The organism is Loktanella atrilutea (assembly GCF_900128995.1).
GTDB lineage: Bacteria > Pseudomonadota > Alphaproteobacteria > Rhodobacterales > Rhodobacteraceae > Loktanella > Loktanella atrilutea.
Genome location: NZ_FQUE01000004.1, coordinates 275,833 through 299,777, shown reverse-complemented (window position 1 = coordinate 299,777; position 23,945 = coordinate 275,833). Strand labels below are relative to the sequence as shown.

At 68.8% G+C, this 23,945-nt stretch carries 22 protein-coding genes; 5 read left to right on the top strand and 17 right to left on the bottom strand.

The window, feature by feature from the left end; genetic code table 11:
* Positions 1–45: 45 nt before the first annotated feature.
* A complete protein-coding gene (locus BUA54_RS11180) occupies positions 46–1,146 on the bottom strand; it encodes a C4-dicarboxylate TRAP transporter substrate-binding protein (RefSeq protein ID WP_072857329.1) in 1,101 nt (366 codons plus the stop codon).
* 120 nt (positions 1,147–1,266) lie between these two features.
* On the opposite strand from BUA54_RS11180, the gene BUA54_RS11175 reads away from it, so the two are divergent.
* A complete protein-coding gene (locus BUA54_RS11175) occupies positions 1,267–2,424 on the top strand; it encodes an acyl-CoA dehydrogenase family protein (RefSeq protein ID WP_072857328.1) in 1,158 nt (385 codons plus the stop codon).
* Here the strand turns inward: BUA54_RS11175 and BUA54_RS11170 are convergent.
* Genes BUA54_RS11170 through BUA54_RS11160 form a run of 3 tightly spaced genes read right to left on the bottom strand, consistent with a single transcriptional unit; the run spans position 2,421 to position 5,089 of the window.
* Positions 2,421–3,182 (bottom strand): enoyl-CoA hydratase/isomerase family protein, encoded by a 762-nt coding sequence (locus tag BUA54_RS11170; protein ID WP_072857327.1) that lies wholly within the window; start codon positions 3,180–3,182, stop codon positions 2,421–2,423. The two genes, BUA54_RS11175 and BUA54_RS11170, sit on opposite strands and share 4 nt — an antisense overlap.
* Positions 3,183–3,185: 3 nt before the next feature.
* Positions 3,186–4,487, bottom strand: a complete 1,302-nt coding sequence (locus BUA54_RS11165; RefSeq protein ID WP_072857373.1) for a TRAP transporter large permease — start codon at positions 4,485–4,487, stop codon at positions 3,186–3,188.
* A gap of 5 nt (positions 4,488–4,492) precedes the next feature.
* The gene (locus BUA54_RS11160) at positions 4,493–5,089 is read right to left on the bottom strand and encodes a TRAP transporter small permease subunit (protein WP_084114329.1); all 597 of its coding nucleotides are present in this window, start codon (positions 5,087–5,089) and stop codon (positions 4,493–4,495) included.
* A 135-nt stretch (positions 5,090–5,224) separates the two neighbouring features.
* Between BUA54_RS11160 and BUA54_RS11155 the strand changes: the two genes are divergently transcribed.
* Positions 5,225–6,424: a CaiB/BaiF CoA transferase family protein gene (locus tag BUA54_RS11155; protein ID WP_245810616.1), complete on the top strand. Its 1,200-nt coding sequence runs from the start codon at positions 5,225–5,227 to the stop codon at positions 6,422–6,424.
* A gap of 135 nt (positions 6,425–6,559) precedes the next feature.
* On the opposite strand, the gene BUA54_RS11150 is transcribed toward BUA54_RS11155, so the two are convergent.
* The 4 genes from BUA54_RS11150 to BUA54_RS11135 are packed head-to-tail and all read right to left on the bottom strand — an operon-like array spanning position 6,560 to position 11,680.
* Positions 6,560–8,647: an acetate--CoA ligase family protein gene (locus tag BUA54_RS11150; RefSeq protein WP_072857326.1), complete on the bottom strand. Its 2,088-nt coding sequence runs from the start codon at positions 8,645–8,647 to the stop codon at positions 6,560–6,562.
* Entirely contained in the window at positions 8,644–9,795 is a 1,152-nt protein-coding gene (locus BUA54_RS11145) for a thiolase (protein ID WP_072857325.1), read from the bottom strand. The genes BUA54_RS11150 and BUA54_RS11145 overlap by 4 nt, the downstream gene beginning before the upstream one ends.
* 2 nt (positions 9,796–9,797) lie before the next feature.
* Positions 9,798–10,160 carry a Zn-ribbon domain-containing OB-fold protein gene (locus BUA54_RS11140; RefSeq protein ID WP_072857324.1) on the bottom strand — a complete coding sequence of 121 codons (363 nt, stop codon included), beginning with the start codon at positions 10,158–10,160 and terminating at the stop codon, positions 9,798–9,800.
* Positions 10,157–11,680: a class I adenylate-forming enzyme family protein gene (locus BUA54_RS11135; protein ID WP_072857370.1), complete on the bottom strand. Its 1,524-nt coding sequence runs from the start codon at positions 11,678–11,680 to the stop codon at positions 10,157–10,159. The genes BUA54_RS11140 and BUA54_RS11135 overlap by 4 nt, the downstream gene beginning before the upstream one ends.
* A 162-nt stretch (positions 11,681–11,842) precedes the next feature.
* On the opposite strand from BUA54_RS11135, the gene BUA54_RS11130 reads away from it, so the two are divergent.
* The 3 genes from BUA54_RS11130 to BUA54_RS11120 are packed head-to-tail and all read left to right on the top strand — an operon-like array spanning position 11,843 to position 16,172.
* Complete coding sequence (locus tag BUA54_RS11130; RefSeq protein ID WP_072857323.1) at positions 11,843–13,921, top strand: 3-hydroxyacyl-CoA dehydrogenase NAD-binding domain-containing protein; 2,079 nt, start codon at positions 11,843–11,845, stop codon at positions 13,919–13,921.
* 3 nt (positions 13,922–13,924) lie between these two features.
* Positions 13,925–15,112, top strand: a complete 1,188-nt coding sequence (locus tag BUA54_RS11125) for an acyl-CoA dehydrogenase family protein (RefSeq protein WP_072857322.1) — start codon at positions 13,925–13,927, stop codon at positions 15,110–15,112.
* A 1-nt stretch (position 15,113) separates the two neighbouring features.
* On the top strand, positions 15,114–16,172 hold the full coding sequence (locus tag BUA54_RS11120; protein ID WP_072857321.1) for an acyl-CoA dehydrogenase family protein: 1,059 nt from the start codon (positions 15,114–15,116) through the stop codon (positions 16,170–16,172).
* On the opposite strand, the gene BUA54_RS11115 is transcribed toward BUA54_RS11120, so the two are convergent.
* The 9 genes from BUA54_RS11115 to BUA54_RS11075 form a co-directional block, all read right to left on the bottom strand.
* A complete protein-coding gene (locus tag BUA54_RS11115) occupies positions 16,160–16,579 on the bottom strand; it encodes a PaaI family thioesterase (RefSeq protein WP_072857320.1) in 420 nt (139 codons plus the stop codon). The genes BUA54_RS11120 and BUA54_RS11115 overlap by 13 nt on opposite strands.
* Positions 16,576–17,373 (bottom strand): IclR family transcriptional regulator, encoded by a 798-nt coding sequence (locus BUA54_RS11110; protein WP_072857319.1) that lies wholly within the window; start codon positions 17,371–17,373, stop codon positions 16,576–16,578. The genes BUA54_RS11115 and BUA54_RS11110 overlap by 4 nt, the downstream gene beginning before the upstream one ends.
* A 38-nt stretch (positions 17,374–17,411) precedes the next feature.
* Entirely contained in the window at positions 17,412–17,882 is a 471-nt protein-coding gene (locus BUA54_RS11105) for a MaoC family dehydratase (RefSeq protein WP_072857318.1), read from the bottom strand.
* Between the two features lie 65 nt (positions 17,883–17,947).
* The gene (locus tag BUA54_RS11100; protein WP_072857317.1) at positions 17,948–19,471 is read right to left on the bottom strand and encodes a UxaA family hydrolase; all 1,524 of its coding nucleotides are present in this window, start codon (positions 19,469–19,471) and stop codon (positions 17,948–17,950) included.
* The gene (gene uxuA, locus BUA54_RS11095; RefSeq protein ID WP_072857316.1) at positions 19,464–20,648 is read right to left on the bottom strand and encodes a mannonate dehydratase; all 1,185 of its coding nucleotides are present in this window, start codon (positions 20,646–20,648) and stop codon (positions 19,464–19,466) included. The genes BUA54_RS11100 and uxuA overlap by 8 nt, the downstream gene beginning before the upstream one ends.
* A complete protein-coding gene (locus BUA54_RS11090) occupies positions 20,645–22,078 on the bottom strand; it encodes a mannitol dehydrogenase family protein (protein ID WP_072857315.1) in 1,434 nt (477 codons plus the stop codon). Before BUA54_RS11090 ends, uxuA begins: the two co-directional genes overlap by 4 nt.
* Positions 22,056–22,793 (bottom strand): 2-dehydro-3-deoxy-D-gluconate 5-dehydrogenase KduD, encoded by a 738-nt coding sequence (gene kduD / locus BUA54_RS11085; protein WP_281250643.1) that lies wholly within the window; start codon positions 22,791–22,793, stop codon positions 22,056–22,058. Before kduD ends, BUA54_RS11090 begins: the two co-directional genes overlap by 23 nt.
* Positions 22,790–23,614 (bottom strand): 5-dehydro-4-deoxy-D-glucuronate isomerase, encoded by an 825-nt coding sequence (gene kduI / locus BUA54_RS11080; protein ID WP_072857313.1) that lies wholly within the window; start codon positions 23,612–23,614, stop codon positions 22,790–22,792. Before kduI ends, kduD begins: the two co-directional genes overlap by 4 nt.
* Positions 23,615–23,630: 16 nt before the next feature.
* A complete protein-coding gene (locus tag BUA54_RS11075) occupies positions 23,631–23,936 on the bottom strand; it encodes a cupin domain-containing protein (protein ID WP_072857312.1) in 306 nt (101 codons plus the stop codon).
* Positions 23,937–23,945 lie beyond the last annotated feature (9 nt).

The window sequence follows — 23,945 nt, the reverse complement described above, 5'->3', positions numbered from 1 at the left end:
TGCAAGGTGCAGATATCCCCGGCGCGGACGGCCGGGGGCGGCGGATCAGTTCATGCCGTAGTCGGCGGGCAGCTTGTCGAAGACTTCCGTGTTCAGGCGCTCGATCATCGCGTCGCGGTCGCCGCCGGTCTCCTCGACGATGCCGGACCACTTGTCGATCAGGCCCTGCAGCGTGTCGACCTTGGCCTGCGCGTCGGTCACGCCATAGGCGCTTTCGGCGTTGCTGACGATGATCGGCAGGTCTTCGGCCACGAAGGCGTCCTTGTCGGCGTTCATCGCGGCGGTGGGTTCGATCACCTCCACCCCGTGTTCATCGACCTGCGCCAGCGCCTCTGTATCCGCCTCGGTGTAGGCGATCGTCGCGTCGACGGCGACCTGTGCCGCCTGATCCTTGATCAACTGGCGCTGTTCGTCGGTCAGCCCGGCCCACCAGTCGCGGTTCGTCGTCATCAGGGACAGCGAATGGTAGGTGCCGAGGTTCAGCGTGGTCACGAACTTGGCCGCGTCCCACAGCTGATAGGACTGCAGCGCACCGGGGGCCTGAATGGCGACGTCGAGCGCGCCCTTGTCCAGCCCCTCGAACATTTCGGAGCTGGGGACGTTGACCTCGATCGCGCCGACCTTCTGCGCCCAACGCGACCACAGGCTGCCCGGCACGCGGACCTTCTTGCCCGACAGGTCGGCGGTTTCGCGGATCGGCACGTTCGAGATGATCGTGTAGGGCGCGGTGGAATAGGTGCCGAGGTAGATGACGTTCTGCGCCTTGTATTCGTCAAGACACTCCGGGCAGTCCAGCAGGTTGTATTCGATGGCCGCCCCCATGGCGGCGAGGTTGTTCGGCGTGGCCAGGCCCATGTCGGCCACCAGCTGCGCGTTGGGGAATTCCGCGGGGAAATAGGTCATCGCCAGCATGCCCATGTCGGCGATGCCGTCGCCGATGCCCGCCAGTGCGGGGGTGGCACCCAGCAGCGCGCCGCCTTCGAACTGCTGCACGTTGAATCCGTTTTCGGTCAGCTTGGCGATGAAGGGGGCGTAGCCCACGGCGACCGGATGCTTGGGCCCGGTCCACTGGCTGATGGTCATGTCCTGCGCCTGCACGGCCGTGCCAAGGACGATGGCTGCGGCCACGATGCTCGTGAATTTCATGTCTGTCTCCTCCCAGAGTTTTGGCGATGACCGCCACGCGAATTTGCGAAACACAGTTTCATTTTGGGCGGGGGCGGTGTTCAATGTCCAGAAGAATTAATCAAGTGGTGGAGACGAGACGTGGATTTCAGCCTATCGGACGACCAGCGGGCGCTGCAGGAGAGCGCGCGCAGCTTTGCCCGGCGCGAATTGCCGAAGGTGGCGCAGCACTGCGAGGCAACGAATACGCCCGTGCCCCACGACATGCTGCAGGCCTATGCGGAGATGGGGTTTCTGGGGATCAACACGCCCGAATCGTTCGGCGGCCTTGGCCTGACGCACCTCGATGCGCTGATCGTGCTGGAGGAGTTCGCCAAGATTTCCAGCGCGGTGGCGTTCCCGGTCTTCGAAGCCTCTGTCGGGCCGGTGCGGATCGTGCAGAAGCACGGACCGCAGGCACTGGCCGACCGTGTTGTGCGCGCGTCGGTCGAGGGGCGGGTGCTGGTCGCGATTTCCATGTCGGAGCCGGACGCCGGCACCGCGCTGACCGACCTGCGCACCCGCGCGGTGGTGGAGGGCGATACGGTCACGCTGAACGGCACGAAGCGGTGGTGTTCCGGGGCGGGCCATTCGGGGGCCTATGTCGTGTTCTGCCGGATGTCCGACGCGCCGGGCGCGCGCGGCATCGGCGCCGTCTTCGTGGAAAAGGACACCCCCGGCTTTACCTTCGGCGAGCCCGAGACGCTGATGGGCTTCCGCGGGATTCCGTCCGCCGACATGCACTTCGACGACGTGCGCCTGCCGGCGGACAACGTGCTGGTGCCCGCCGGCGGCTTTGGCGACCTGATGGGGGCCTTCAATCTTGAACGCTGCGGCAATGCGACGATGTCGCTGGGGCTGGCGGCGGGCGCGCTGGATCAGGCGCTGGACTACACCGGAGAGCGGCAGGCCTTCGGCAAGCCGCTGGTCGACTTTCAGGCGGTGCAGATGAAGCTGGCGGACATGCAGTTGCGGTGCGAGGCGGCACGCCTGCTGATCCACCGCGCTGTGGCGGGCGTCGACGGCTTTCCGTCGGTCATGGACGCGAGCCTTGCCAAATGCTTTGCCAACGAAATGGTGCGCGAGGTCGCGGGCCACGGGGTGCAGGTGATGGGCGGCTACGGCTATCACAGCGCCTATGGCATGGAGCAGCGGTTCCGCGACGCCTGGGGCTGGGGCATCGCCGGCGGTGCCATCGACATCCAGAAGATCAACATCGCGGCGACGCTGGTGGGCCGCCGGTTCGACCAACGCCGCTAGGCGCCCTTGAACACCGGGTCGCGCTTGTCGAAGAACGCGGCCCGCCCTTCGGCGTGGTCGGCGGAGGCCATGAGGAAGCCCTGCAGGTCCGCCTCCAGCGCCAGGGCGCGGTCGAAGTCGGCCATCTGGGCAAAGGCCGATTTCGTGGCGGCCAGCGGCAACGGCGCCTGATCGGCGAAGGCCGCGGCGATCTGCATGGCCCGGTCCAGCGCCTGCCCCGGATCGCAGAGGTGGTCGACAAGGCCGTCCGGCGCCGCCTCTGCCTTGACCACGGTGTTCTGCAGCAGGAACCGCTTGGCCCGCGCCGGGCCGATCCGGTTCGGCAGCGCCCAGAGCAGGCCGACATCGGCCATCAGCCCAACCTTGCCGAAGACCGCGCCGAAGGTCGCGGTGGAGCTGACCACGTTCACGTCCGCCAACGCCGCCAGCGACAGGCCCGCGCCGAAGGCCGCCCCCTCGACCGCGGCGACGACCGGCACCGGACCGGCGGCCAGCAGGCGCACCAGCCGGGCGGTGATCATCATCCGGGTGCGGGCATAGATCGGATCGCCGGATTTCATCGACTTCAGGTCGCCGCCGGCGCAGAAGTGATCCCCCTGCCCCACCAGCACGACGGCCCGCACCTCGCGGTCCAGCATGACGGGGTCGAGCGCCTCGACCATTTGCGCCCGCATGTCGGGCGACAGGGCGTTGCGCCGGTCCGGATCGTTCAGGGTCACGACGACGGTGCGGCCGTCCCGTTCGGTTTCAATCAGCATCGGTTACAGCCCCGGCAGCCAGAGGATGATCTGCGGAAACGCGATGAGCGCCGCGATCAGGAAGACGTCCATCACCACGAACCACGCGATCCCGGTGAAGATCTTGTGGATCGGCACGAGGTCGCCCACGATCCCCTTCACCACGAAGACGTTGAGGCCGACAGGCGGGGTGATGAACCCGATCTCGAGGAACTTGGCCATCAGCACGCCGAACCAGATCAGGTTGATGTCGCGCGCTTCCAGCACCGGCAGCAGGATCGGAATGGTCAGCAGCATGATCCCGATGGGATCGAGCAGCATGCCCAGCAGGATCAGGATGACGCTGATGATCAGGATCACCTGAAGCTGCGAATACTCCGGATTGCCGATCCAGTCCGCGATGATCTGCGTCGTCCCCGCCAGCGCGAAGAACCGGGTCAGCAGCTGCGCGCCGATGGCGATCAGAAAGATCGACGCGGTGGTGCGCAGGGTTTCCCCGATCGCCTCTTTCAGCACGGGCCACGACAGGGCGCGCTTGACCAGACCGATCAGGAAGGCCAGCGCGGCACCGACGGACCCGGCCTCTGTCGGGGTGAATACGCCGCTGAACAGGCCGCCGAAGACGCCGACGACCAGCACGATGACGGGCCATGTGTCGCCGAAGGCGGCAAAGCGCTGGCCCCATGTCACCTCCTCGTGGACGCGGGGCGCCAGCGACGGTTTCAGCCAGCAGCGCACCACGACCATGACGGAATAGAGGATCGCCGTCAGGATGCCGGGGATCAGCGCCCCGATGAACAGGGCCGCGATGCTCTGTTCCACGAAGATGCCGTAGATGATCAGCAGGATCGACGGCGGGATCATCGAACCGATGGTGCCGGCCGCGGCGACGGTCCCGGTGGCGAGGCCCTTGTCGTAGCCGGCCTTCAGCATCTCGGGCACGGCGATGCGGCCCATGGCGGCGGTACACGCCAGCGACGATCCCGTGACGGCGGCAAAGAGCGCCGAGCCCTGGATCGAGGCGACCGACAACCCCCCCGGCATCCACGACAGCCAAAGCCGCGCCAGCCGGAACAGCCCCGTCGTCAGCCCCGCGTGATAGCACAGGTAGCCCATGAACAGGAACATCGGGATGCTCGACAACGTCCAGTGGGCGGTGAAGTCGTAGGGGATCGACGACAGCATCCCGATCGCCGGACGCTCGCCCATGATGATGAAGATGCCCCCGACCGAGACGCTGGCCAGCGCCACGCCCACGGGGACCCGCAGAAAGATCATCGCCAGCAGGACGAAGATGCCGATGAAGCCCACGGCCTCGCGTGACAGGTCCATCATACGTTGGTTCCTCCGACCGGATCGGCGGGGCCGCTCGGCATGTCGTCGATCCGGTCGAGGTCGGGGCGGCCCAGCAGCAGCAGGGTGCGCCCGATGCGGACCACCACCAGCGCCAGCGCCAGCGCCGTGCCCACCGGCAGCAGGAACCGCGAAGGCCAGATCGGCACCGCGTAGCTGCCCATGATGAACTCGCCCACCGCGTATTTCTTCAGCGCCACGGCCCAGCTGCTGGTGGTCAGCAGGTAAAGGAGGGCGGCGAACAGCACGTAGCTGACGAGATCCAGCAGACGCCGGGCGATCCGCGGCAAAAGGCCATAGATCAGCTCGACATGGATGTTGCCGTTCATCCGCTCGACCGCGGCGAAGGGCAGGAAGACGACGGCGACCATGTAGTAGTTCGACACCATCTCCAGCGTCATCGGCACCGGGCGGTGGAACACGAACTTGCCCACGACATCGACGGTGACATGCACCATCATCAGCATCAGCGCGATGCCCGCCACGATCATCAGCGCGGCGCTGATCCCGTCGATCAGCCGCAGCAGCACACCGTCGAGGCGGCCCAGCGCCTCCGGCTTGCGGATATCCGTCATCTGTCACCCCTCCCAAGGCCCTGCCGCGCGAAACAGGCTTCACGATCCCGACGCGATCTGCAAAAATGAAATTCAGTTTCGCAGATGATCCGACCTTACGGTCGCACCCGCTGCGGGTCAATCGGGGAGATGACGATGACGATGGCGACACGGCCGGGGGCGGCCCTTTCGGGACTGAAGGTGATCGACTGCACGCGGGTGCTGGGCGGCCCGTTCTGCAGCCAGTGGCTGGGCGACCACGGGGCGGAGGTCATCAAGATCGAGCCGCCGCAGGGCGACGAGACCCGCGGCTGGGGCCCGCCGTTCAAGGACGGCGCGTCGAGCTATTTCATCGGCGTGAACCGGTCGAAGCGCGGCATCGCCCTCGACCTCGCGCAGGAAGACGGCCGCGCAGTCCTGCACCGCCTGCTGGCCGAGGCCGACGTGCTGATCGAGAACTTCAAGACCGGCACGCTGGAAAAGTGGGGGATCGGCTACGACACCCTGTCGCAACGCTATCCCCGCCTGATCCATGCGCGCCTGTCGGGCTTCGGCGCCGACGGGCCGCTGGGCGGGTTGCCGGGCTATGACGCCATCGTGCAGGCGCAGGCGGGCCTGATGAGCGTGAACGGCGCCCGCGGCGACGGCCCCCTGCGCATGGGCGTGCCGCTGGTCGACATCGCCACGGGCATGAGCCTCGCCTTCGGCATCATGGCCGCCGCCTTCGAGCGGCAGACCTCCGGCCGCGGCCAGTTCGTCGAGGCGAGCCTCTACGACGTGGCCTGCAGCCTGCTGTTCCCCCATTCCGCCAACTACTTCCTGTCCGGCACCGTCGCGGGCCGGTCCGGCAACCAGCACGCCAACGTGGTGCCCTACGACATGTTCGACTGCGGCGCGGACAAGATCTTCATCGGCTGCGGCAACGACGGGCAGTGGCGCAAGCTCTGCGCCATCCTCGGCGATCCCGGCTTCGCGGCCGATCCCACCTATGCCACCAACGCCGACCGGCTCGCCAATATCGACGCCATGCGCGCACGCCTCGTGGCGCTGCTCGCGCCCCACGATGCCCATGCGATCACCCGGCAGCTGATGGAGGCGGGGGTGCCGGCGGGCCGCGTGAACACCGTGGCCGACGTCTTTACCGCCGCCCATACCCTGCACCGGGACATGCTGGTCGAGATCGGCGACTATCGCGGTGCCGGCAACCCGGTCAAGCTGTCGCGCACCCCCGCCCGGTTCGACCGGACGCCGCCCCGTTTCGGACAGGACACCCACGCCGTACTCACGGAACACGGCTACACCGACGCACAGATCGACGCGATGCTCGCCGCCGGCGCCGCCGCGGCCGCGACCTGAGCCGGTCCTCGCTTTTTCCCAAATACTCCCCCGCGGGAGGCGTCCCCAGACCCGCCACCCGCGGACCCGCACCCGTGAAGCGCGATCCCCTTCATCTGACCCGATAGACTCTTCCGCGGAAGGCGTGCCGCCCCCTTACCCCGCGCCGAGGATTACCGCGTCGAGCGCGACGCCGCCGCTGTCATGCAGCACGAAGGGATTGATGTCGCAGGTCTCCAGATCCTCTGCGTGGGCGGCGGCAAAGCGCGACAGGGCGACCAGCGCCTGCGCCAGTGCCGCCCGGTCGCCGCCGGGGCGGCCGCGCACGCCGTCCAGCACCGCCTGCCCCTTCAGTTCGCCGATCATCCGCTGCGCCTCCGCCAGATCGAAGGGGGCGGCACGGAAGGTCACGTCGCGCAGCACCTCGGCAAAGATGCCGCCAAGGCCGCACATCACCACGGGCCCGAAGACCGGGTCGCGCTGGATGCCAAGGATCATCTCGACTCCGGCGGGGGCCATGGGGGCGACCAGCAGGCCGTCGATGTCGGCGTCCGGGTGGGCCGCGCGGGCGCGCGACAGGATGCCGTCGGCCGCCATGGCGACCGCTTCCGCGTCACCGAGGTTCAGGGCGACGCCGCCGATCTCTGTCTTGTGGGTGATCTGCGCCGAGACGACCTTGAGCACCACCGGATATCCCATCCCCTCCGCCGCCGCGACGGCGGCGGTGGCGTCGGGGGCCAGCGCCTCGGGCAGGACCGGCAGGCCCGCGGCAGAGAGCACCGCCTTGGCCGCGTGTTCGCTCAGGGCGCCGGGCGGCAGGCGGTCGGCTGCGGCGGGGACGTCAGCGGTCAGGGGCGGTCGGGCGAAGGCGGCACCGAAATCCGACAGGGCGGCGAGGGCCGCGACGGCGCGGCTGGGGTCCTCGAAGACGATGAAGCCCGCGGACTCGTAATCCGCCACCACGGCGGGCGGGGCGATGATCGACAGGGCGATCAGCGCCTCTGGATGGTCCTGCAGCGATCCGGCGAGGGCATCGCGCAGGGGGCCGGACAGGCTGGGCGATCCGGCGAGCGAGGTGAAGAAGGCGACGATGCTGTCGTAACCGCCCTGCCCCAGCATCAGGTCCATGTTGGTGCGGATCAAAGGCAGGTCGTTGAAGACCTGCGCCGTCACGTCTACCGGGTTGACCGGCGTGGCGAAGGGCAATGCGGCGCGCAGCGCGTCCTGTGCCGCCTGCGGCATCGGCGGCACCGCCATCCCGTGATCGGCGGCGGCATCGGCCATCAGCACACCGGCGCCGCCGGAGATCGTGACGATCCCCAGCCGCCTGCCCGTGGGATAGATCCGGGGTCGCGTCGCCACGGCGATGTCGATCAGGTCGTCGGTCGTGCGGGCGCGAAAGGCGCCGTGCTGGCGCAGGATCGCGTCGAAGACGGCGTCCTCTCCGGCCAGCGAAGCGGTGTGGGACGCGGCCGCCGCGGCACCGATCTCTGACCGGCCGACCTTCATGATGGCGACGGGCTTGCGGTTCTGCCGCGCCGCCTCCAGTGCCTCGCGGAATGCAGGACCGTCGCGGACGCCTTCGGCGTAGGCCAGGATGCAGCCCGTGGCCTCGTCGTGGGCCAGCGCGTGGATGCCTTCGGCGACCGAGATGTCGCTTTCGTTGCCGGTCGTCAGCATCCGCCCCACCCCCATGCCGCGCAACCGGTTGAGATAGGCGATGTGGCTGCCGTAGGCGCCCGACTGGCAGACGACGCCGACGTGACCGCCATCGGGCAGACCCCGGTCGAGGGTCGCGGTGAAGGTCGGAAAGAAGCCGTGCGCGGCGTCGAAGAGCCCGAGGCAGTTCGGCCCGAGGATGCGCAGGCCGGCGGGGCGCGCGATGTCCAGCAGGCGCGCTTGCGCGGCCATGTCGCCCACCTCGGCAAAGCCCGAACTGAAGATCAGGCAGCAGCGCACGCCCTTGGCGGCGCAGTCGCGCACCGCATGTTCGACCCGCGCCGCGGGCACCGCGATCAGGACGAAATCGACCGGGCCGGGGATGTCCGCGAGGCTGGCGTAGGCGGGCAGGCCCTGCACGGTCTCTCGCGTCGGATTGACCGGATAGATCGGGCCGGCGAACCGTTCGCGGGTATAGGCCAGCGGCCGCCCCCCGATCCGCGTCGGATCGTCGGAGGCGCCGATGATGGCGAAACTTTCCGGCTGGAACACGTCGCGGATGAAGCGGGGGGCGTCGAAGGTCACAGGGTCGCCTCCGATCCCAGGATCGCGGTCACCTGGCTGGACAGCACGCCGCCGTTGCCGTGCGCCAGCGCGAGGTCGACGCCGTCGAGCTGCAGCCCCGGCGCGGTGCCGCGGATCTGGTGCGCCGCCTCGATGATGGTGAAGATGCCTAGCATGCCGGGATGGGTGCAGGACAGCCCGCCGCCGTAGGTGTTCACCGGCAGCGACCCGCCCGGCGCGATCCGCCCGTCCGCGACGAAGGCACCGCCCTCGCCCTTGGCGCAATAGCCCAGATCCTCCAGGAACAGGATGATGTTGATGGTGAAGGCGTCGTAGAGTTGCAGGACGTCGATGTCCGACGGGGTCACTCCCGCCATGGCAAAGGCGCGCTTGCCGCTTTCGCGGGCCGCGGTGACGGTGAAGTCAGGCATCTGGCTGATCTGCCGGTGCGTCGATTCCGCCGCCGCCCCCAGCACGTAGACCGGCTTTTGCGCGTGGTCCTTCGCCCGGTCGGCGCGGGTCAGCACCAGCGCGCCGCCGCCGTCGGTGACGAGGCAGCAGTCGAGCTTGCCCAAGGGATCGCTGATCATCCGCGCCGCCAGCACGTCGTCCCGCGTGATCGGGTCGCGGGTGAAGGCCTGCGGATTGTGGCTGGCCCAGGCGCGGGCGGCGACGGCGACGTCGGCCAGTTGCTCTCGCGTGGTGCCGTATTGATGCATGTGCCGCTGCGCCGCCATGGCGTAGCCCGAGACCGGATAACGCGGCTTGTAGGGCGCCTCGTAGGGCGGCAGGCGCGAGGCGGTGACCAGACGGCCCGAGGCGGTGCGCTGATTGCTGCCGTAGCAGACCAGCGCCACGTCGCAGAGGCCCGCGTCGAGGGCGGCGGTCGCGCTCGCCAGATAGTTCACGAAGGACGATCCCCCCGTCAGCGTGCCGTCGACGTGGCGGGGTCGGATGCCAAGGTATTCGGCGGCCATCAGGACCGGCATCGAATCCTCCATCATGGCGCAGAACAGGCCGTCCACGTCCTTCATCTTCAGCCCGGCGTCGGCCAGCGCCGCCTGCGCCGATTGCGCCATGATGTCCCAGCTGTTGGAACCGGGTGCCTCGCCCAGACCGGCGACGCCAAGGCCCACGATGGCCGACTTGCCGCGCAACGCGTGATCCATGCTCAACCCTCCGCCCGGCGACACAGCACGGCGGGGGCGCCGTCGATCTGACCCACGTAGGCGGTGACGGGCATGCCGACGCGCACCTCATGCGGGTCGCCGTCGACGCGGGTCATCATCCGCACGCCTTCGGCCAGTTCCACCATCGCGACGTTGTAGTCGCCGCCCTTTTCGGGACGGTTGCGAACGGTGGTGAAGGTATAGACCTCTCCCGCGCCGGACGCGGCGATCCAGTGTAGGTCGGTGCCGTGGCAGGCGGGGCAGAGGACGCGGGGAAAGAAGATGTGCGTGCCGCAGGTGGCGCAGCGCTGCAGGCGGATCTCTCCGGCGGCAAGGCCCTCGCGGAAGTGGGTGTCGGGGGTCATGTCTTCTCCTTGGGCCAGTGGGGGGCGCGCAGATCGCGCTTGAGGACCTTGCCGATCTCGCTGCGCGGCAGGGCGTCGGTGACGATCACGCGGCTGATGCGCTGGGTCTTGCCGAGGCGGGCGTTGGCATGGGTGCGCAGCGCCTCTGGGTCCGCCTCTGCACGCAGGGTAACGTAGGCGAGCGGCGTTTCGCCCCATTCGGGGCTGGGCACGGCGATCACCGCGGCCTCTGCCACCGCCGGGTGGGTCAGCAGGGCGTTTTCCAGATCGACGGCGAAGATATTGAAGCCGCCGGAGTTGATCATGTCCTTGGTGCGGTCCATGACGTGCAGGAAGCCGTCCGCGTCGACGCGCCCCATGTCGCCGGATCGCATCCAGTGCACGCCGTCGGGGTCGGTCCACAGCGCCTTGCGCGTCAGCTCCGGCGCGTTGCAGTAGCCGGTCATCATGGTGACGGAGCGGCCGACGATCTCTCCCACCTCGCCCTGCGGCAGGGGGGTGTCGTCGGGGCCGAGGGTCATCAGGTTGCCGCCCGCCACCACCTGCCCCACGGTATCGAGCCGGTCGGGATGGGCGGTCAGGTCCATCAGGCAGCCGACGCCGCCCTCGGTCATGCCGTAGATGTTGACCATGCGCCCCGGAAACCGCGCCAACAGGTCGCGCGACAGGTCCGGCGTCAGGGGCGCGCTGGTGGACAGCTTGGTGACGAAATGGCTCAGGTCCGTGGCGTCGAAATCCGGGTGAGCTAGCAGGCGGCGCCATTGCACGGGGACGCACATGGCGTGGGTGATGCGATGCCGCGCGGCCAGTGCCAGCCAGCCGCCCGCATCGAACTTTGGCATCAGGACGGCGGTGCCGCCCGCCGCCAGCATGGGCAGCAGGGCCGCCAGCGTGGTGTTGGAATAGACCGGGGTCGAGACCAGCAGCCGCATCGCAGCGTCGAAGCCGAAACCCGCCATCCGCGCCCGCTGCCGCCCGCGAAAGCGGTGGTCGTGCATGATGCCCTTGGGCGCGCCGGTGGTGCCGGAGCTGTAGATGATGTCGAAGCCGTCGGTCGGCGCGATGACGGGCAGCGGGCCGGTGGCATCGGCGCTGTCGCGCAGCAGGTCGTCCAGCGGCTGCGCCGTCAGATCGCCCAGCGCCGCCTGCCCGGCGGCGTCGGCGAAGATCAGGCGCGCATCGCAGTTCGCGACCAGCCCCGCCACGATCTGCGGCGTGGCCGAAATCATCAGCGGCGCAAAGGTGCCCCCCGCCGCCAGCGTGCCGAGGTAGAGCGTCAGATGCTGCGGCGTGACGCCGCCGAGGCTGGCCACGACGTCGTTGTGACGCAGGCCGAGGCGGATCAGGTGCGCCGCCACACGGTCCATCGCCGCGGCCAGTCCGCCCCATGTCGTGACGGCCTCGCCCGTCACGATGGCAGGATGGTCCGGCCGGGCGGCGCCGTGCTGCCGGATCAGGCCGGGCAGATCGACGGGATCGGGACCGGGCACGTCGACCGGCACGATACGGGGCATGTCCATGTTCACGCCGACCCCTCCCAGATCTGTGAAACAATCGTTCGCATAGCGGAACCATGCCGCCCGCGAGCCGGGGCGTCAAGCGGTCCCTCGCTTGACAGGCCGCGTCGGCTGCCCTTAGCTGTCCGCACAGCGGAACATCATTCCGCAGACAGGGAGGTTTCGATGAGCGATGCGGTGACACTGGAGAAGGTCGGCAGGACCGGGCTGATCGCCTTCGACAACCCGCCGGTGAACGCGGCCTCCCACGCGCTGCGGCAGGGGTTTCAGGACTGTCTGGAACGGGCGGCGGCGGATGACGGGATCGACGTGATCGCGCTTTACGGCAAGGGGCGCAGTTTCGTTGCCGGGGCGGATATCCGCGAATTCGGCAAGACGCCGGAGGCGCCGATTCTGCCCACGATCATCAACCGGATGGAGGAGATCGCGACACCGGTGATCGCCGTCATCCATGGCGTCGCCCTCGGCGGCGGGCTGGAGATCGCCCTGGGCGCGCAGGCCCGCGTCGGCGTCGGACGGGTGCGCGTCGGCTTGCCGGAGGTGACGCTGGGCATCCTGCCGGGCGCCGGCGGCACCCAGCGCGCGCCCCGGCTGGCAGGCCTGCCTGCGGCCATCGAGATGATCACGACGGGCCGCCATATCCAAGGGCCAGAGGCGCTGGAGATGGGCCTGCTGGACCGCCTGACCGAGGGCGATCCGCGCGAGGTTGCGCTGGCGATGGCCGAGGAGGTGCGCAACGGCACCCTGCCCGTCCGCACCGTGGGCGAGATCGCGGTCACGGTCGACCCGGAGCTGATCGCGCGGGCGAAGGCCGAGGTGCAGGCGAAGGCGCCGCACCTCTATTCCCCTCTGAAATGCGTGGAGGCGATCGCCGCCTGCGACAAGCCGATCCGGGAGGGCATGGACATCGAGCGGGCATTGTTCCGCAACTGCCTCGGCAGCCCGCAGCGCGCGGGGCTGATCCACGCCTTCTTTGCCGAGCGGGCGGTGGCCAAGATCCCCGAGCGGGACGCCACACCGCGCAAGGTGGAGCGGGTCGGCATCATCGGCGGCGGCACCATGGGCAGCGGAATCGCGACCGCCTGCCTGATGGCGGGGCTGTCCGTGCGCCTGAACGAGCGCGACGCAGCAGCGCTGGAGCGGGGGCGGCAGACGATCCTGTCGAACCTCGACGGGGCGGTGAAGCGCGGCAAGATGAAGCCGGAGGCGCGGGCGGAGGCCGAGGCACGGCTCGCCGCCTCCACCGTGCTTGCGGATTTCGCGGACGTCGATCTGGTGATCGAGGCGGCCTTCGAGGACATGGGGGTGAAGATCGACCTCTTCACGCAGCTTGACGCGATCTGCAAGGCAGGGGCGGTGCTGGCGACGAACACCTCTTACCTCGACATCGACCGGATCGCGGCGGCGACGGGGCGACCGCAGGACGTGATCGGGCTGCACTTCTTCTCTCCCGCCCATATCATGAAGCTGCTGGAGGTCGTGGTGGCCGACAGGACGGCGCCCGAGGTCGTGGCGACGGGGTTCGCGCTGGCGGCGAAGCTCAAAAAGGTCGCGGTGCGCGCGGGGGTCTGCGACGGTTTCATCGGCAACCGCATCCTGACCCATTACCGCAAGGCCGCCGACTACCTCGTGCTGGACGGGGCCAGCCCCGAGCAGATCGACGATGCGCTGGAAGGCTTCGGCTGGGCGATGGGGCCGTTCCGGGCGAACGACCTGTCGGGTCTCGACATCGGTTACGCCACCCGCAAGCGCCGCGCGCCGGACCGGCCGAAGGCGGAACGCTACAGCGAGGTGCCCGACCGCATCGCCGAGGCGGGCTGGCTGGGGCGCAAGAGCGGGATGGGCTACTACGACCACGGCACGAAGCCCGCCCCCGCCAACCCCGGCGTGGCCGGGATCATCGACACGGTGCGGGCCGAGCATGGCGTCACGCCGCGCACCTTTACCGACGCCGAGATCGTCGACCGCTACATGACCGCGATGATCGTCGAGGCGACGCGGGTGATCGAGGATGGCATCGCGCAGCGGCCCATCGACATCGATGCGACGTTCCTCTTCGGCTACGGCTTTCCGCGCTGGCGCGGCGGGCCGATGCACTATGCCGATACGCTGGGCGCGCGCAGGCTGGTGGAGCGGATCGAGACCTACGCGCAGGACGATCCGCACTACTGGCAGGTGCCGCCGCTGCTGCGGCGCATGGCTGACGAGGGCACGACCTTTGCCGATCTGAACGGCGAGGGCTGAGCGATGGACCTGAGCTTTACCCCCGAGGAGGAGGCGTTCCGGGCCGAGGTCCGCGCCTTCATGGCCGACGACCTGTCGCCCGAAACGGCGGCCAAGGTGCGCGAGGGGCGCACCCTGAGCAAGCGGGATATGGAGGATTACCACGCCGCCCTGTACGCGCGCGGCTGGCTGGCGCCGTCTTGGCCCGCCGCCTATGGCGGGGCGGGCTGGACGCCGGTGCAGAAGCACATCTTCGACGAGGAGGCGGCCCGCGCCTCTGCCCCGCGGCTCGTGCCCTTCGGGATCGCGATGCTGGCGCCGGTGCTGTTCAAGTTCGGCACGCAAGAGCAGCGCGATTACTACCTGCCGCGCATCCTCGACGGGACGGACTGGTGGTGCCAGGGGTATTCCGAGCCCGGGGCGGGGTCCGATCTGGCGGGGCTGAAAACGCGGGCGGTGCGGGACGGCGACCATTATATCGTCAACGGACAGAAGACATGGACGACGCTGGGCCAGCACGCGGACTGGATCTTCTGCCTCGTGCGGACGAAGGCCGATGGCAAGCCGCAGGAGGGCATCAGTTTCCTGCTGATCGACATGAAGACGCCGGGGGTCGAGGTGCGCCCGATCCGTCTGATCGAAGGCGGGCACGAGGTGAACGAGGTCTTTCTGACCGACGTGCGGGTGCCGGTCGGGAACCTCGTGGGCGGGGAGAATCAGGGCTGGACGATCGCGAAATATCTGCTGACGCACGAGCGCAATAACATTGCGGGCGTGGGATTTTCGACGCAGGCGTTCGAGAGCCTGCTGACCCATGCCCGCCACCCCCGCCGGTCCGGGCGGCGTCTGATCGACGATCCGCTGTTCGCCGCGCGGCTGGCGCGGATCGAGGTCGATCTGGAGGCGATGAAGATCACCAACCTGCGGCTGGTGGTGGCCGGACAGAGCGCCGGTGCGCCGGGCGTGGAAAGCTCGATCCTCAAGATCAAGGGGGTGGAGGTGCGGCAGGCGCTGAACGACCTCGCCCGCCGGGCGCTGGGGCCGGCGGCGGCGCCCTTCCCGTCCGAGGATCTTGACGGCAACGCGGCCATCGTGCCCGCCGATCAGGCGGGCAATGCGGCGGAATACTTCAACAACCGCAAGATGTCGATCTACGGCGGGTCCAACGAAATCCAGAAGAACATTCTGGCCAAGGCGATGCTGGGGCTTTGAGATGAATTTTGAACAGACCGAGGAACGCCGGATGCTGGCGGACAGCCTGTCGCGCCTGCTGGCCGACCGCTGCGACCCCGCGCTGCGCATGAAGGTCGCCTATGCAGCGCCTTATCACAGCCCGGAGCTGTGGGCCGCGCTGGTCGAGATGGGGGCGCTGCACGCGCTGGTGGACGAGGATCACGGCGGCTTTGGCGGCGCGGGCTTCGACATCGCCACGGTGTTCGAGGCGCTGGGTGCCGCCCTGTGCCCCGAGCCGGTGCTGCCCGCGCTGCTGGCGGCGCGGCTGCTGGTGGCGGCGGGCGCCGATGCGGGGCCGCTGCTGGCGGGCGACCTGCGCTATGCCGTGGGTCTGTTCGAGATGGACGGCACCGCGCTGGACGAGATCGAGACGACGGCCGACGGCGGCCGGCTGACCGGGCGCAAGAGCGTCGTCTATGGCGGTCCGGGGGCGGACCGCTTCCTGATCGTGGCCCGCGACGGCGCGCGGCTGAGCCTGCACGAGGTCGCGGCCAGCGACGCGCAGGTGCTGCCCTATGCGATGATCGACGGCGGCGGCGCGGCCGAGGTGATCCTTGACGCGGCACCGGCGCGGCTGCTGATGGCGGATGCGGGTGCTGCGGTGCAGGACGCGCTCGATGCCGGGGCGCTGGCCCTGTCCGCCGAGGCGCTGGGCGGGATGGAGACCGCGCTGGCGCTGACCGTCGATTACCTGAAGCAGCGGCGGCAGTTCGGGCGACCCATCGGCAGCAATCAGGCGTTGCAGCACCGGACGGTGGAATTGGTGACGGAGATTGCGCAGGCGCGGTCCATCGTGATCCTCGCCGCCAGCCGCATGGGCACGGCGGACCAGTCGCGCAGCGTGTCGATGTGCAAGCACCTGTGCGGGCGCGTGGCGCAGCGGGTGGCCGAGGAGGCGATCCAGATGCATGGCGGCATCGCCATGACGTGGGAGGCGCCGGTGTCGCACTACGCCAAGCGGCTGGTGATGATCGACGCGCAGCTGGGCGACGCGGACCACCACCTGCACCGCGTGATGGCGGGGCTTCAGGCGGTCTGACCCTTGCGGTAGCGGAAGGTGCCGGTGGCGGTGGCGACCAGCACGCCGGTTTCGTCCCGCACGGTGCCTTCGGCGAAATAGGTGGACTTGCCGCCCCCGGTGCGCCGCCCCTCGCCGATCAGGGTCCGGCCCGCGGGGCGGGACAGGAAGTTGGTCGTCAGCGACAGGGTCATCACCATCTGCCTTGCGTTCGCGTCGCCGGTGAACGACCCCGCATAGCCCAGCACGGTATCCAGCAGCACGGCATAAAGGCCGCCGTGCGGGATGCCGTAGCGGTTCATCAGCTCGTCCCGCAGGGGCAATTCGAACCGGGCGTAACCCTCTGACCAGTCGACCATGCGAAAGCCGATCAGGCGTTGCATGGGATAGGGGTCCTCGATCAGGTCGGGGCGGGCGGTATCGGTCATCGGTCGGCTTTCTTGGGGAAATCGGACAGGCCGCGGGCGGCGGCGACAAGCTTCGGGCCGTAGACGTCGCGCAATTCCGTCTCTGACGCGAGGAAGGTCGGCGCGCCGATGTTCATGGCATAGAGCCGGTCACCGTTCAGCGACCAGATCGGCACCGCGATCCCGTTGATCTGTTCGCGCCACGCGCCGAAGGAGGTGACGAAGCCCTGTGCCGCGTATTCCGCACAGGCGGACTTCAACCCGGCGCAGATCGCGGGCATGTCCTCGCGCCCCTCCTCTGCTGCGTCGCGCAGCAGGCGGTCGTGGTCGGCCTCTGACATCGCGACGAGGGCGGCGCGGCCGATGGCGGAGCGGAACAGCGGCAGCCGCGCGCCGACGGTCATCGACAGGGCGATGTTCTGTGTGGTGCGCTGGACGGCCGTATAGACCATCGTCAGCCGGTGCCGTTCCCCCAGCGCCACGTTGACGTTCAGGTTCGGCCCGCCCTGCGCCAGATCGCGCATCACCGCGCGGGCGCGGTCCGCCAGATCGACGCCCGCCAGCACGCCGTAGCCAAGCTGCAGCACGCCAGCGCCCAGCCGGTAGAAGCCCGTGCTGTCGGAATGCACGAGGTATCCCAGCTGGCACAGCGTATAGGTCAGCCGCGTCACCGTGGGCTTCGGCAGGCCGGTGCGCTGGGCGATGTCGGTGTTGGACAGGCTCTGTTCATGCGGACGAAAGCAGCGCAGCACATCCAGCCCGCGGGCGAGGGCGGTCACGAAGTTGCGGTCTGAGTCGTCGTCGGTCGCGGTCATCGGGTTTCCTTCGCGCCGGCTGCCGGGCTTGGCAGCCATCAGCCGGCGTCCAGATAGCGACGATTGAGCCAGCGCGCAATCAATGCGGGCTTGTCCTGCTCCCGGATCTCGACCGTGACGTCCCAGGCGACGGTGATCTCGTTCGGCTGCCGTTCGTCGAGCGATGCGAGGGTGAAGCGGGCGCGGATGTCGCTGTTGACCGGCACGGGTGACACGAACCGAAGGCGATCGAACCCGTAATTGACGCTCATCCGCATATTGGCGAGGCGCGGCTGCGCTTCGAGCGCCATGGTGCCGAGCAGTGCGACGGTCAGGAAGCCATGCGCGATCGTGCCGCCGAAGGGGGTGGCGGCGGCGCGGTCGGGATCGGTGTGGATGAACTGGGTATCGCCGCTGATGACGGCGAAGACGTCGATCAGCGCCTGATCGATCCGATGCCAGCCGGAGACGCCGACCTCGGTCCCGACGAGGGATTGCAACTGCGAAAGGGTCAGATCCGGTTGCGTCATGGGCGCTCCTGCTTCGCTGTGCAGAATAGAGTTTCGCAAACGAAGCGCAACCCGCCATGGTTGATCTACATCGTGCAGCCGACCTGCCACGGCACGAATTCGTTGTCGCCGAGGCCCAGCGCCTCTGACTTTGTGACCTGACCGGAGGCCGCGGCACGGATCAGATCGAAGATCTGCTGCCCCTTGGCGGCGATGCTGACCCCGCTGGTCACGATGTCGCCGGTGGTCATGTCCATGTCGTCCGGCATCTGGGCGAACAGCGCGTCGGAGGTGGCGAGCTTGATCGTCGGTGCGGGTTTCGACCCGAAGGCAGACCCGCGGCCGGTGGTGAAGACGACAAGCTGGGCGCCGCCCGCGATCTGGCCCGTGGCCGACACGGGGTCGTAGCCGGGGGTATCCATGAAGACGAAGCCGGGCTCCGTCACCTGTTCGGCGTAGTCGTAGACCGCCGTCAGCGGTGTCGCACCGCCCTTGGCCGCGGCGCCGAGGGACTTTTCGAGGATCGTCGTGATCCCGCCCTGCTTGTTGCCGGGGCTGGGATTGTTGTCCATGCTGCCGCCGTTCATGGCGGTATAGTTTTCCCACCAGCGGATCTGGCCGATCAGCTTTTCGCCCACCTGCGGAGTGGCGGCACGGCGAAGCAGCAGTTGTTCCGCGCCATAGATCTCTGGCGTTTCGGCAAGGATCGCGGTGGCGCCCTGTGCGACCAGAAGGTCGGAGGCGACGCCGAGCGCGGGGTTCGCGGTGATCGAGGAAAACCCGTCGGACCCGCCGCATTGCAGGGCGATGCGCAGGGTGCTCATCGGTTGCGGGGTGCGGGTGGCGGCGGCGACCTGCGGCAGGATCGCGGTGACGTGCGCCTTGATCGCGTCGATGGTGGCGCGGGTGCCGCCGGTGCCCTGAATGGTCAGCGCGTGGAACCTGTCGGTGCCGGCCTCGCCGAAATGGGACTGCATCCGTGCGATCTGCATCGCTTCGCACCCCAGACCGACGAAGACGGTAGCGCCGACGTTGGGATGGGTGGCGTGCCCCCACAGGACGCGGTCGAGGATCGCGAAGCCCGGCCCGTCCTGATCCATTCCGCAGCCGGTGCCGTGGGCCAGCGCCACGATGCCGTCGATGGTGGGATGATCGCAAAGGATGCCGGAGGCCTCGATCTCGCTCGCCGCCTTGCGGATCACGGTGGCGGAACAGTTTACGGTGGCGACCAGCGCGATGTAGTTGCGGGTGCCGACGCGGCCGTCGGCACGCAGGTAGCCCTGAAACGTCAGCGGGTCGGTCCGGGGGATCGCGGCGCGGGCGGCGGCAAGGTCGACGCCCACGGCATAGTCCTGATCGTGGGCCGAGAAGGCGCAGTTGTGGGTGTGGACGTGATCGCCGGCGGCGATGTCGGTCGTGGCGGTGCCGATGATCTGACCGAACTTCAGCACCGGCTGACCCGTGGTCATCGCCTGCCGCGCGATCTTGTGGCCGGGGGCCACGGGTTTCGCCAGCGGCGTGCCGAGGCCCAAGGGATCGCTGCCCGCCGGCGCACGCTCTGTCAGGACGGCGACGCTGTCGGCGGGGTGCAGGATCAGCGGCTCAGGCATCCGGGTGCCCGTGCGACAGGGCGCGGAACACGCCGCGCAGTTCCGCCAACCCGCGCAGGCGACCGATCAGTGGGTAGCCGGGGATCAGGCTGCGGTCGAGGTCGGACAGGATGTGATGCCCGTGGTCGGGGCGGAAGGGAATCGCGTGGTCGGCGCGGCCCGCGCGCCCGCGGCGGGATTCCTCGTCGATCAGGACCTTGCACAGCGCCACCATGTCGGTGTCGCCGTCCAGATGCGCCGCCTCCTCGAACGACCCGTCCGGGTCCTTGGCCACGTTGCGCAGGTGGGCGAAGTGGATGCGGTCGGCGAAGCGCGCGGCGATGGCGGGCACGTCGTTCGCGGGGTTCGCGCCGAGAGACCCGGAGCAGAGCGTCAGCCCGTTGGCGGGGGCGTCCACCGCGCCCATGATCCAGGCGATATCCTCCATGTCCGACACGATGCGCGGCAGGCCCAGGATGTCGCGCGGCGGGTCGTCCGGGTGGACGCAGAACCGCATGCCGAGGTCGGTGGCGGTCGGAATGATCTCTTCCAGGAACCGCTTGTAGTGGGCGCGGAGCGTGGCGCGGTCGATGCCGTCGTAGGTCTGCAGCGCGCGGCGCAGGCCGGGAACGTCGTAGCGGTCGAAGGCGCCGGGCAGACCCGCCATGATCGACGCCAGCAACGCGTCGCGGTCGGATTCGCTGGCCTGCTGATACCATGCGGCAGCCTTGTTCAGCACTTCGGGGCTGTAGTCGGCCTCCGCCTCCCTCCGGCCCAGCATGTGAATTTCGAAGGCGGCCATGCGGACGGCCTCGAACCGCAGGCAGGTGCCGCCGCCCTTGACGGGTGCCGCAAGGTCCGTGCGGGTCCAGTCCAGCAGCGGCATGAAGTTGTAGCAGATCGTGGTGACGCCCTGCGCGGCGAGGTTCGCCATCGACTGGCGGTAGTTGCCGAAGAGCGCGGTCAGATTGCCCTCGCCCCGCTTGATGTTCTCGTGGATCGGCAGGCTTTCGACCACGACCCAGTCGAAGCCCGCGTCGGTCACGCGGGCCTTGCGGGCGGCGATGGTATCCTCGGGCCAGACCTCGCCGTAGGGGATCTCGTGCAGGGCGGTGACGATGCCGCGCGCGCCGGTCTGGGCGACCTCGGGCAGCGTGATCGCGTCAAGGTCGCCGTACCAGCGCCAGCTCTCGATCATGACGTCACCTCCGCCGCTGCGGCACGGGCGCTTTTGGACCACAGCAGACTGGCGGCCTCCGTCACCGGGGCGGCCAGATGGGCGGCAAGGTCGGCGGGGAAGATCTGTTCCAGCGACAGCAGGGCGGTGACCGTGCCGGGCGCGGCATCGGTCGCGGTGTCGCGCAGCAGGTCGGCCAGGGGGTCGCGCACGTCGATGGTGCCTCCGGTTTCGTCGGTGCCGGCCACATAGCGCATCCAGCCGGCGACGGCGAGGCAGAGTGCGGGGCTCTCGCGTCCTGCCGCGATGTTCTCGCGCAGGGTGCCGAGCAGGCGCTGCGGCAGCTTCTGGCTGCCGTCCATTGCGATCTGCCATGTCCGGTGGCGGATGGCGGGGTTGGCGTAGCGGTCGAAGAGCGCGTCGGCGTAGTCCGGCAGGCTGATGCCCGGCGGCGCGGCGACGGCGGGCATGATCTCCTCCCAGCACTGGCGGACGTAAGCGGCGAAGACGGGGTCGGCGACGGTGTCGGAGATGGTTTCATGCCCCGCGAGGTAGCCGAGGTAGGCCAGCGCCGAATGGGTGCCGTTCAGCATCCGCAGCTTCATGTCCTCGAAGGCGGTCACGTCGTCCACCATCTGCGCCCCGGCGGCGACGAGGTCGGGGCGCGCGCCATCCACGAAGTCGTCCTGCACCGCCCACTGGCGGAAGGGTTCGTGCATGACGGGGGCCGTGTCATGGCGGCCAGTCAGGCGTTCGACCTGTGCGATATCGTCGTCGGTCGTGGCGGGGGTGATGCGGTCGACCATGGTGGCGGGAAAGCGTCCCTCGGCGGCGATCCAGTCGGCCAGCGCGGGGTCGATCCGGCGGGCGAGGTCGAGGACCACGCCGCGCACCAGCGCGCCGTTGTGGGGAAGGTTGTCGCAGGTCAGCACGGTGAAGGGCGGTAGCCCCGCCTCGTGCCGCCGCTGCAACGCGCGGACGAGGAAGCCGGGGGCGGAACGGGGCAGATCGTGGGTCAGGTCGTGTTGGATGTCGGCATGATCGAAGTTCAGCGCGCCGGTCGCCGGATTGTGGCAATAGCCCTTCTCGGTCACGGTCAGCGACACGATCTTCACGCCCGGATCGGCCATGGCGGACAGCACAGCTTCCGGGTCCTCGGGCGCTACCAGCACGTCGTTCAGCACGTCGATGACGCGGGTCTGCGGGCCATCCGGCGCCAGCGTGACGGACATGTAGGCCCAGTCCTGCGGCTTCAGCGCATCGCGGGTGTCGGGGCTGCGCAGGCTGACGCCGACGATTCCCCAGTCGCCGCCCGACGCCTGCATCGCGTCGGTGACGTAGACGCAGCCGAAGGCGCGGTAGAAGGCGCCGAGACCGAGGTGGACGATCCCCGTGCCGGGGCGCGGGCCATCGGGGCGGGTCAGGCGATCAGCGGGCAAGCCAGCCTCCATCGACGTTGAGGATTGCGCCATGAACGTAAGCGCTTGCGGGGGTGCAGAGGTAGACGGCGGCACCGGCGATGTCCTCCGCCCGGCCCCAGCGGCCCGCCGGGATGCGGTCAAGGATCGCGGCGTTGCGGTCCGCGTCGGCGCGCAGGGCTTCGGTATTGTTGGTCTCGATATAGCCCGGCGCCACGGCGTTCACGTTGATGCCCTTGGCGGCCCATTCGTTCGCCAGCAGCTTCGTCAGCCCCGCGACACCGTGTTTCGACGCGGTATAGCTGGGCACGCGGATGCCGCCCTGAAACGACAGAAGCGAGGCGATGTTGACCACCCGCCCCTGCCCGCCCCGCGCCAGCACCGCCTTGGCGAAGGCCTGGGTGGTGAAGAACAGCGCCTTGAGGTTCACGTCCATCACGGCGTCCCAGTCACCTTCCGTGAAGTCCACCGCGTCGTTGCGGCGGATGATGCCGGCGTTGTTGATCAGGATGTCGACGGGGGTGTCGAACAGCCCCTGCCCCGCCATCGGATCGGCGAAGTCGACGAGAACCGACGACGCGGTCCCGCCGTCCTTTTCGATCATCGCAACCGTCTCGTCGCAGGACCGGCGCCCGGCGCAGACGACCGTGGCCCCCGCCTGCGCCAGACCGACGGCGATCGCCTGACCGATGCCGGTGTTGGCACCTGTGACCAGCGCAGTCTTGCCTGCCAGAGAGAACATGCTCACCGCAGCGCCTCCATCGGGATCATGTCCATGTCGGAGAAATCGACGTTGTCGCCCGCCATGGCCCAGCAGAAGGTATAGGACCCGGTGCCGGCCCCTGCATGGACCGACCAGGGGGGCGAGATCACCGCTTCCTCGTTCGCCATGACGATGTGGCGGGTCTGGGTGGGCTCGCCCATGATGTGAAAGACCCGGCGATCGGCGGGCATGTCGAAGTAGAGGTAGGCCTCCATCCGGCGGTCGTGGGTGTGGGCGGGCATGGTGTTCCAGACAGAGCCTTCGGCGAACTGGGTGTAGCCCATCAGCAGCTGGCAGGAGTCCGCGACCTCGGGGTGCAGGAACTGCAGGATCACGCGCTCGTTCGCAGTCTCGGCCGATCCCATCTCGACCCGGCGGGCATCGGAGAGCTTGATGAGCCGCGTCGGACAGGTGCGGTGTGCGGGGGCGGAGAGGATGTAGAAGCGGCCGGCGCCGGCGAAGTCGACGGGGCCTGCGCCCATGCCGATATAGATCACCTCGCCCTTTTCCAGCGTATGCGCCTCGCCGCCGACGGTGACGGTGCCGGTATCGCCGACGTTCAGCACCGCCATCTCGCGGCGTTCGAGGAAGGTGGCGGTGCCCGTCTCCTCTACCCGGTCCAGCGTCAGGGCGCCCTGTCCCGGCACGGCGGAGCCGAGGATGAGGCGGTCGTAGTGGCTGTAGATCAGCTTGATCTGGCCGTCGGCGAACAACCCGTCCACGTGGAAATGGTCGCGCAGCTGATCGGTATCCAGCGTTTTTGCGGTCGCGGGGTCGATGGCATAGCGGGTCTGTGTGGTCAGCATCGGGTCTTCTTTCAGGTCAGAGGAAATCGTCACGCCGGGGCGTGAAGGTGTCGATCAGGGTGCCGGCCTCGTGGCAGGTGCAGCCGTGGGTCACGTTGCCGGGGATGATGAGGCTGTCGCCGGGGCCGAGGTCGTAGTCCTTGCCATCCATGTGGAAGGTGAAGCGCCCCGCCTCGACATAGGTCGCCTGAACGTGGCGGTGGTCGTGCAGGCGGCCCTCGGCGCCCGTCTCGAACCGGAAGGCGACGGTCATCATGTCGGGCGATTCTGCCAGCACCTGACGGGTGACGCCGGGGTCGGCGGGGACGATCGGATGGGGCATCGGAACCTC

What these genes read in the sequence shown, in the direction of transcription:
- BUA54_RS11180 (WP_072857329.1), bottom strand. Translation starts at nt 1,146, where the DNA reads ATGAAATTCACGAGCATCGTGGCCGCAGCCATCGTCCTTGGCACGGCC.
- BUA54_RS11170 (WP_072857327.1), bottom strand. Translation starts at nt 3,182, where the DNA reads ATGCTGATTGAAACCGAACGGGACGGCCGCACCGTCGTCGTGACCCTG.
- BUA54_RS11160 (WP_084114329.1), bottom strand. Translation starts at nt 5,089, where the DNA reads ATGACGGATATCCGCAAGCCGGAGGCGCTGGGCCGCCTCGACGGTGTG.
- BUA54_RS11155 (WP_245810616.1), top strand. Translation starts at nt 5,225, where the DNA reads ATGACGATGGCGACACGGCCGGGGGCGGCCCTTTCGGGACTGAAGGTG.
- BUA54_RS11145 (WP_072857325.1), bottom strand. Translation starts at nt 9,795, where the DNA reads ATGGATCACGCGTTGCGCGGCAAGTCGGCCATCGTGGGCCTTGGCGTC.
- BUA54_RS11140 (WP_072857324.1), bottom strand. Translation starts at nt 10,160, where the DNA reads ATGACCCCCGACACCCACTTCCGCGAGGGCCTTGCCGCCGGAGAGATC.
- BUA54_RS11135 (WP_072857370.1), bottom strand. Translation starts at nt 11,680, where the DNA reads ATGGACATGCCCCGTATCGTGCCGGTCGACGTGCCCGGTCCCGATCCC.
- BUA54_RS11130 (WP_072857323.1), top strand. Translation starts at nt 11,843, where the DNA reads ATGAGCGATGCGGTGACACTGGAGAAGGTCGGCAGGACCGGGCTGATC.
- BUA54_RS11125 (WP_072857322.1), top strand. Translation starts at nt 13,925, where the DNA reads ATGGACCTGAGCTTTACCCCCGAGGAGGAGGCGTTCCGGGCCGAGGTC.
- BUA54_RS11120 (WP_072857321.1), top strand. Translation starts at nt 15,114, where the DNA reads ATGAATTTTGAACAGACCGAGGAACGCCGGATGCTGGCGGACAGCCTG.
- BUA54_RS11115 (WP_072857320.1), bottom strand. Translation starts at nt 16,579, where the DNA reads ATGACCGATACCGCCCGCCCCGACCTGATCGAGGACCCCTATCCCATG.
- BUA54_RS11110 (WP_072857319.1), bottom strand. Translation starts at nt 17,373, where the DNA reads ATGACCGCGACCGACGACGACTCAGACCGCAACTTCGTGACCGCCCTC.
- BUA54_RS11105 (WP_072857318.1), bottom strand. Translation starts at nt 17,882, where the DNA reads ATGACGCAACCGGATCTGACCCTTTCGCAGTTGCAATCCCTCGTCGGG.
- BUA54_RS11100 (WP_072857317.1), bottom strand. Translation starts at nt 19,471, where the DNA reads ATGCCTGAGCCGCTGATCCTGCACCCCGCCGACAGCGTCGCCGTCCTG.
- uxuA (WP_072857316.1), bottom strand. Translation starts at nt 20,648, where the DNA reads ATGATCGAGAGCTGGCGCTGGTACGGCGACCTTGACGCGATCACGCTG.
- BUA54_RS11090 (WP_072857315.1), bottom strand. Translation starts at nt 22,078, where the DNA reads ATGGAGGCTGGCTTGCCCGCTGATCGCCTGACCCGCCCCGATGGCCCG.
- kduI (WP_072857313.1), bottom strand. Translation starts at nt 23,614, where the DNA reads ATGCTGACCACACAGACCCGCTATGCCATCGACCCCGCGACCGCAAAA.
- BUA54_RS11075 (WP_072857312.1), bottom strand. Translation starts at nt 23,936, where the DNA reads ATGCCCCATCCGATCGTCCCCGCCGACCCCGGCGTCACCCGTCAGGTG.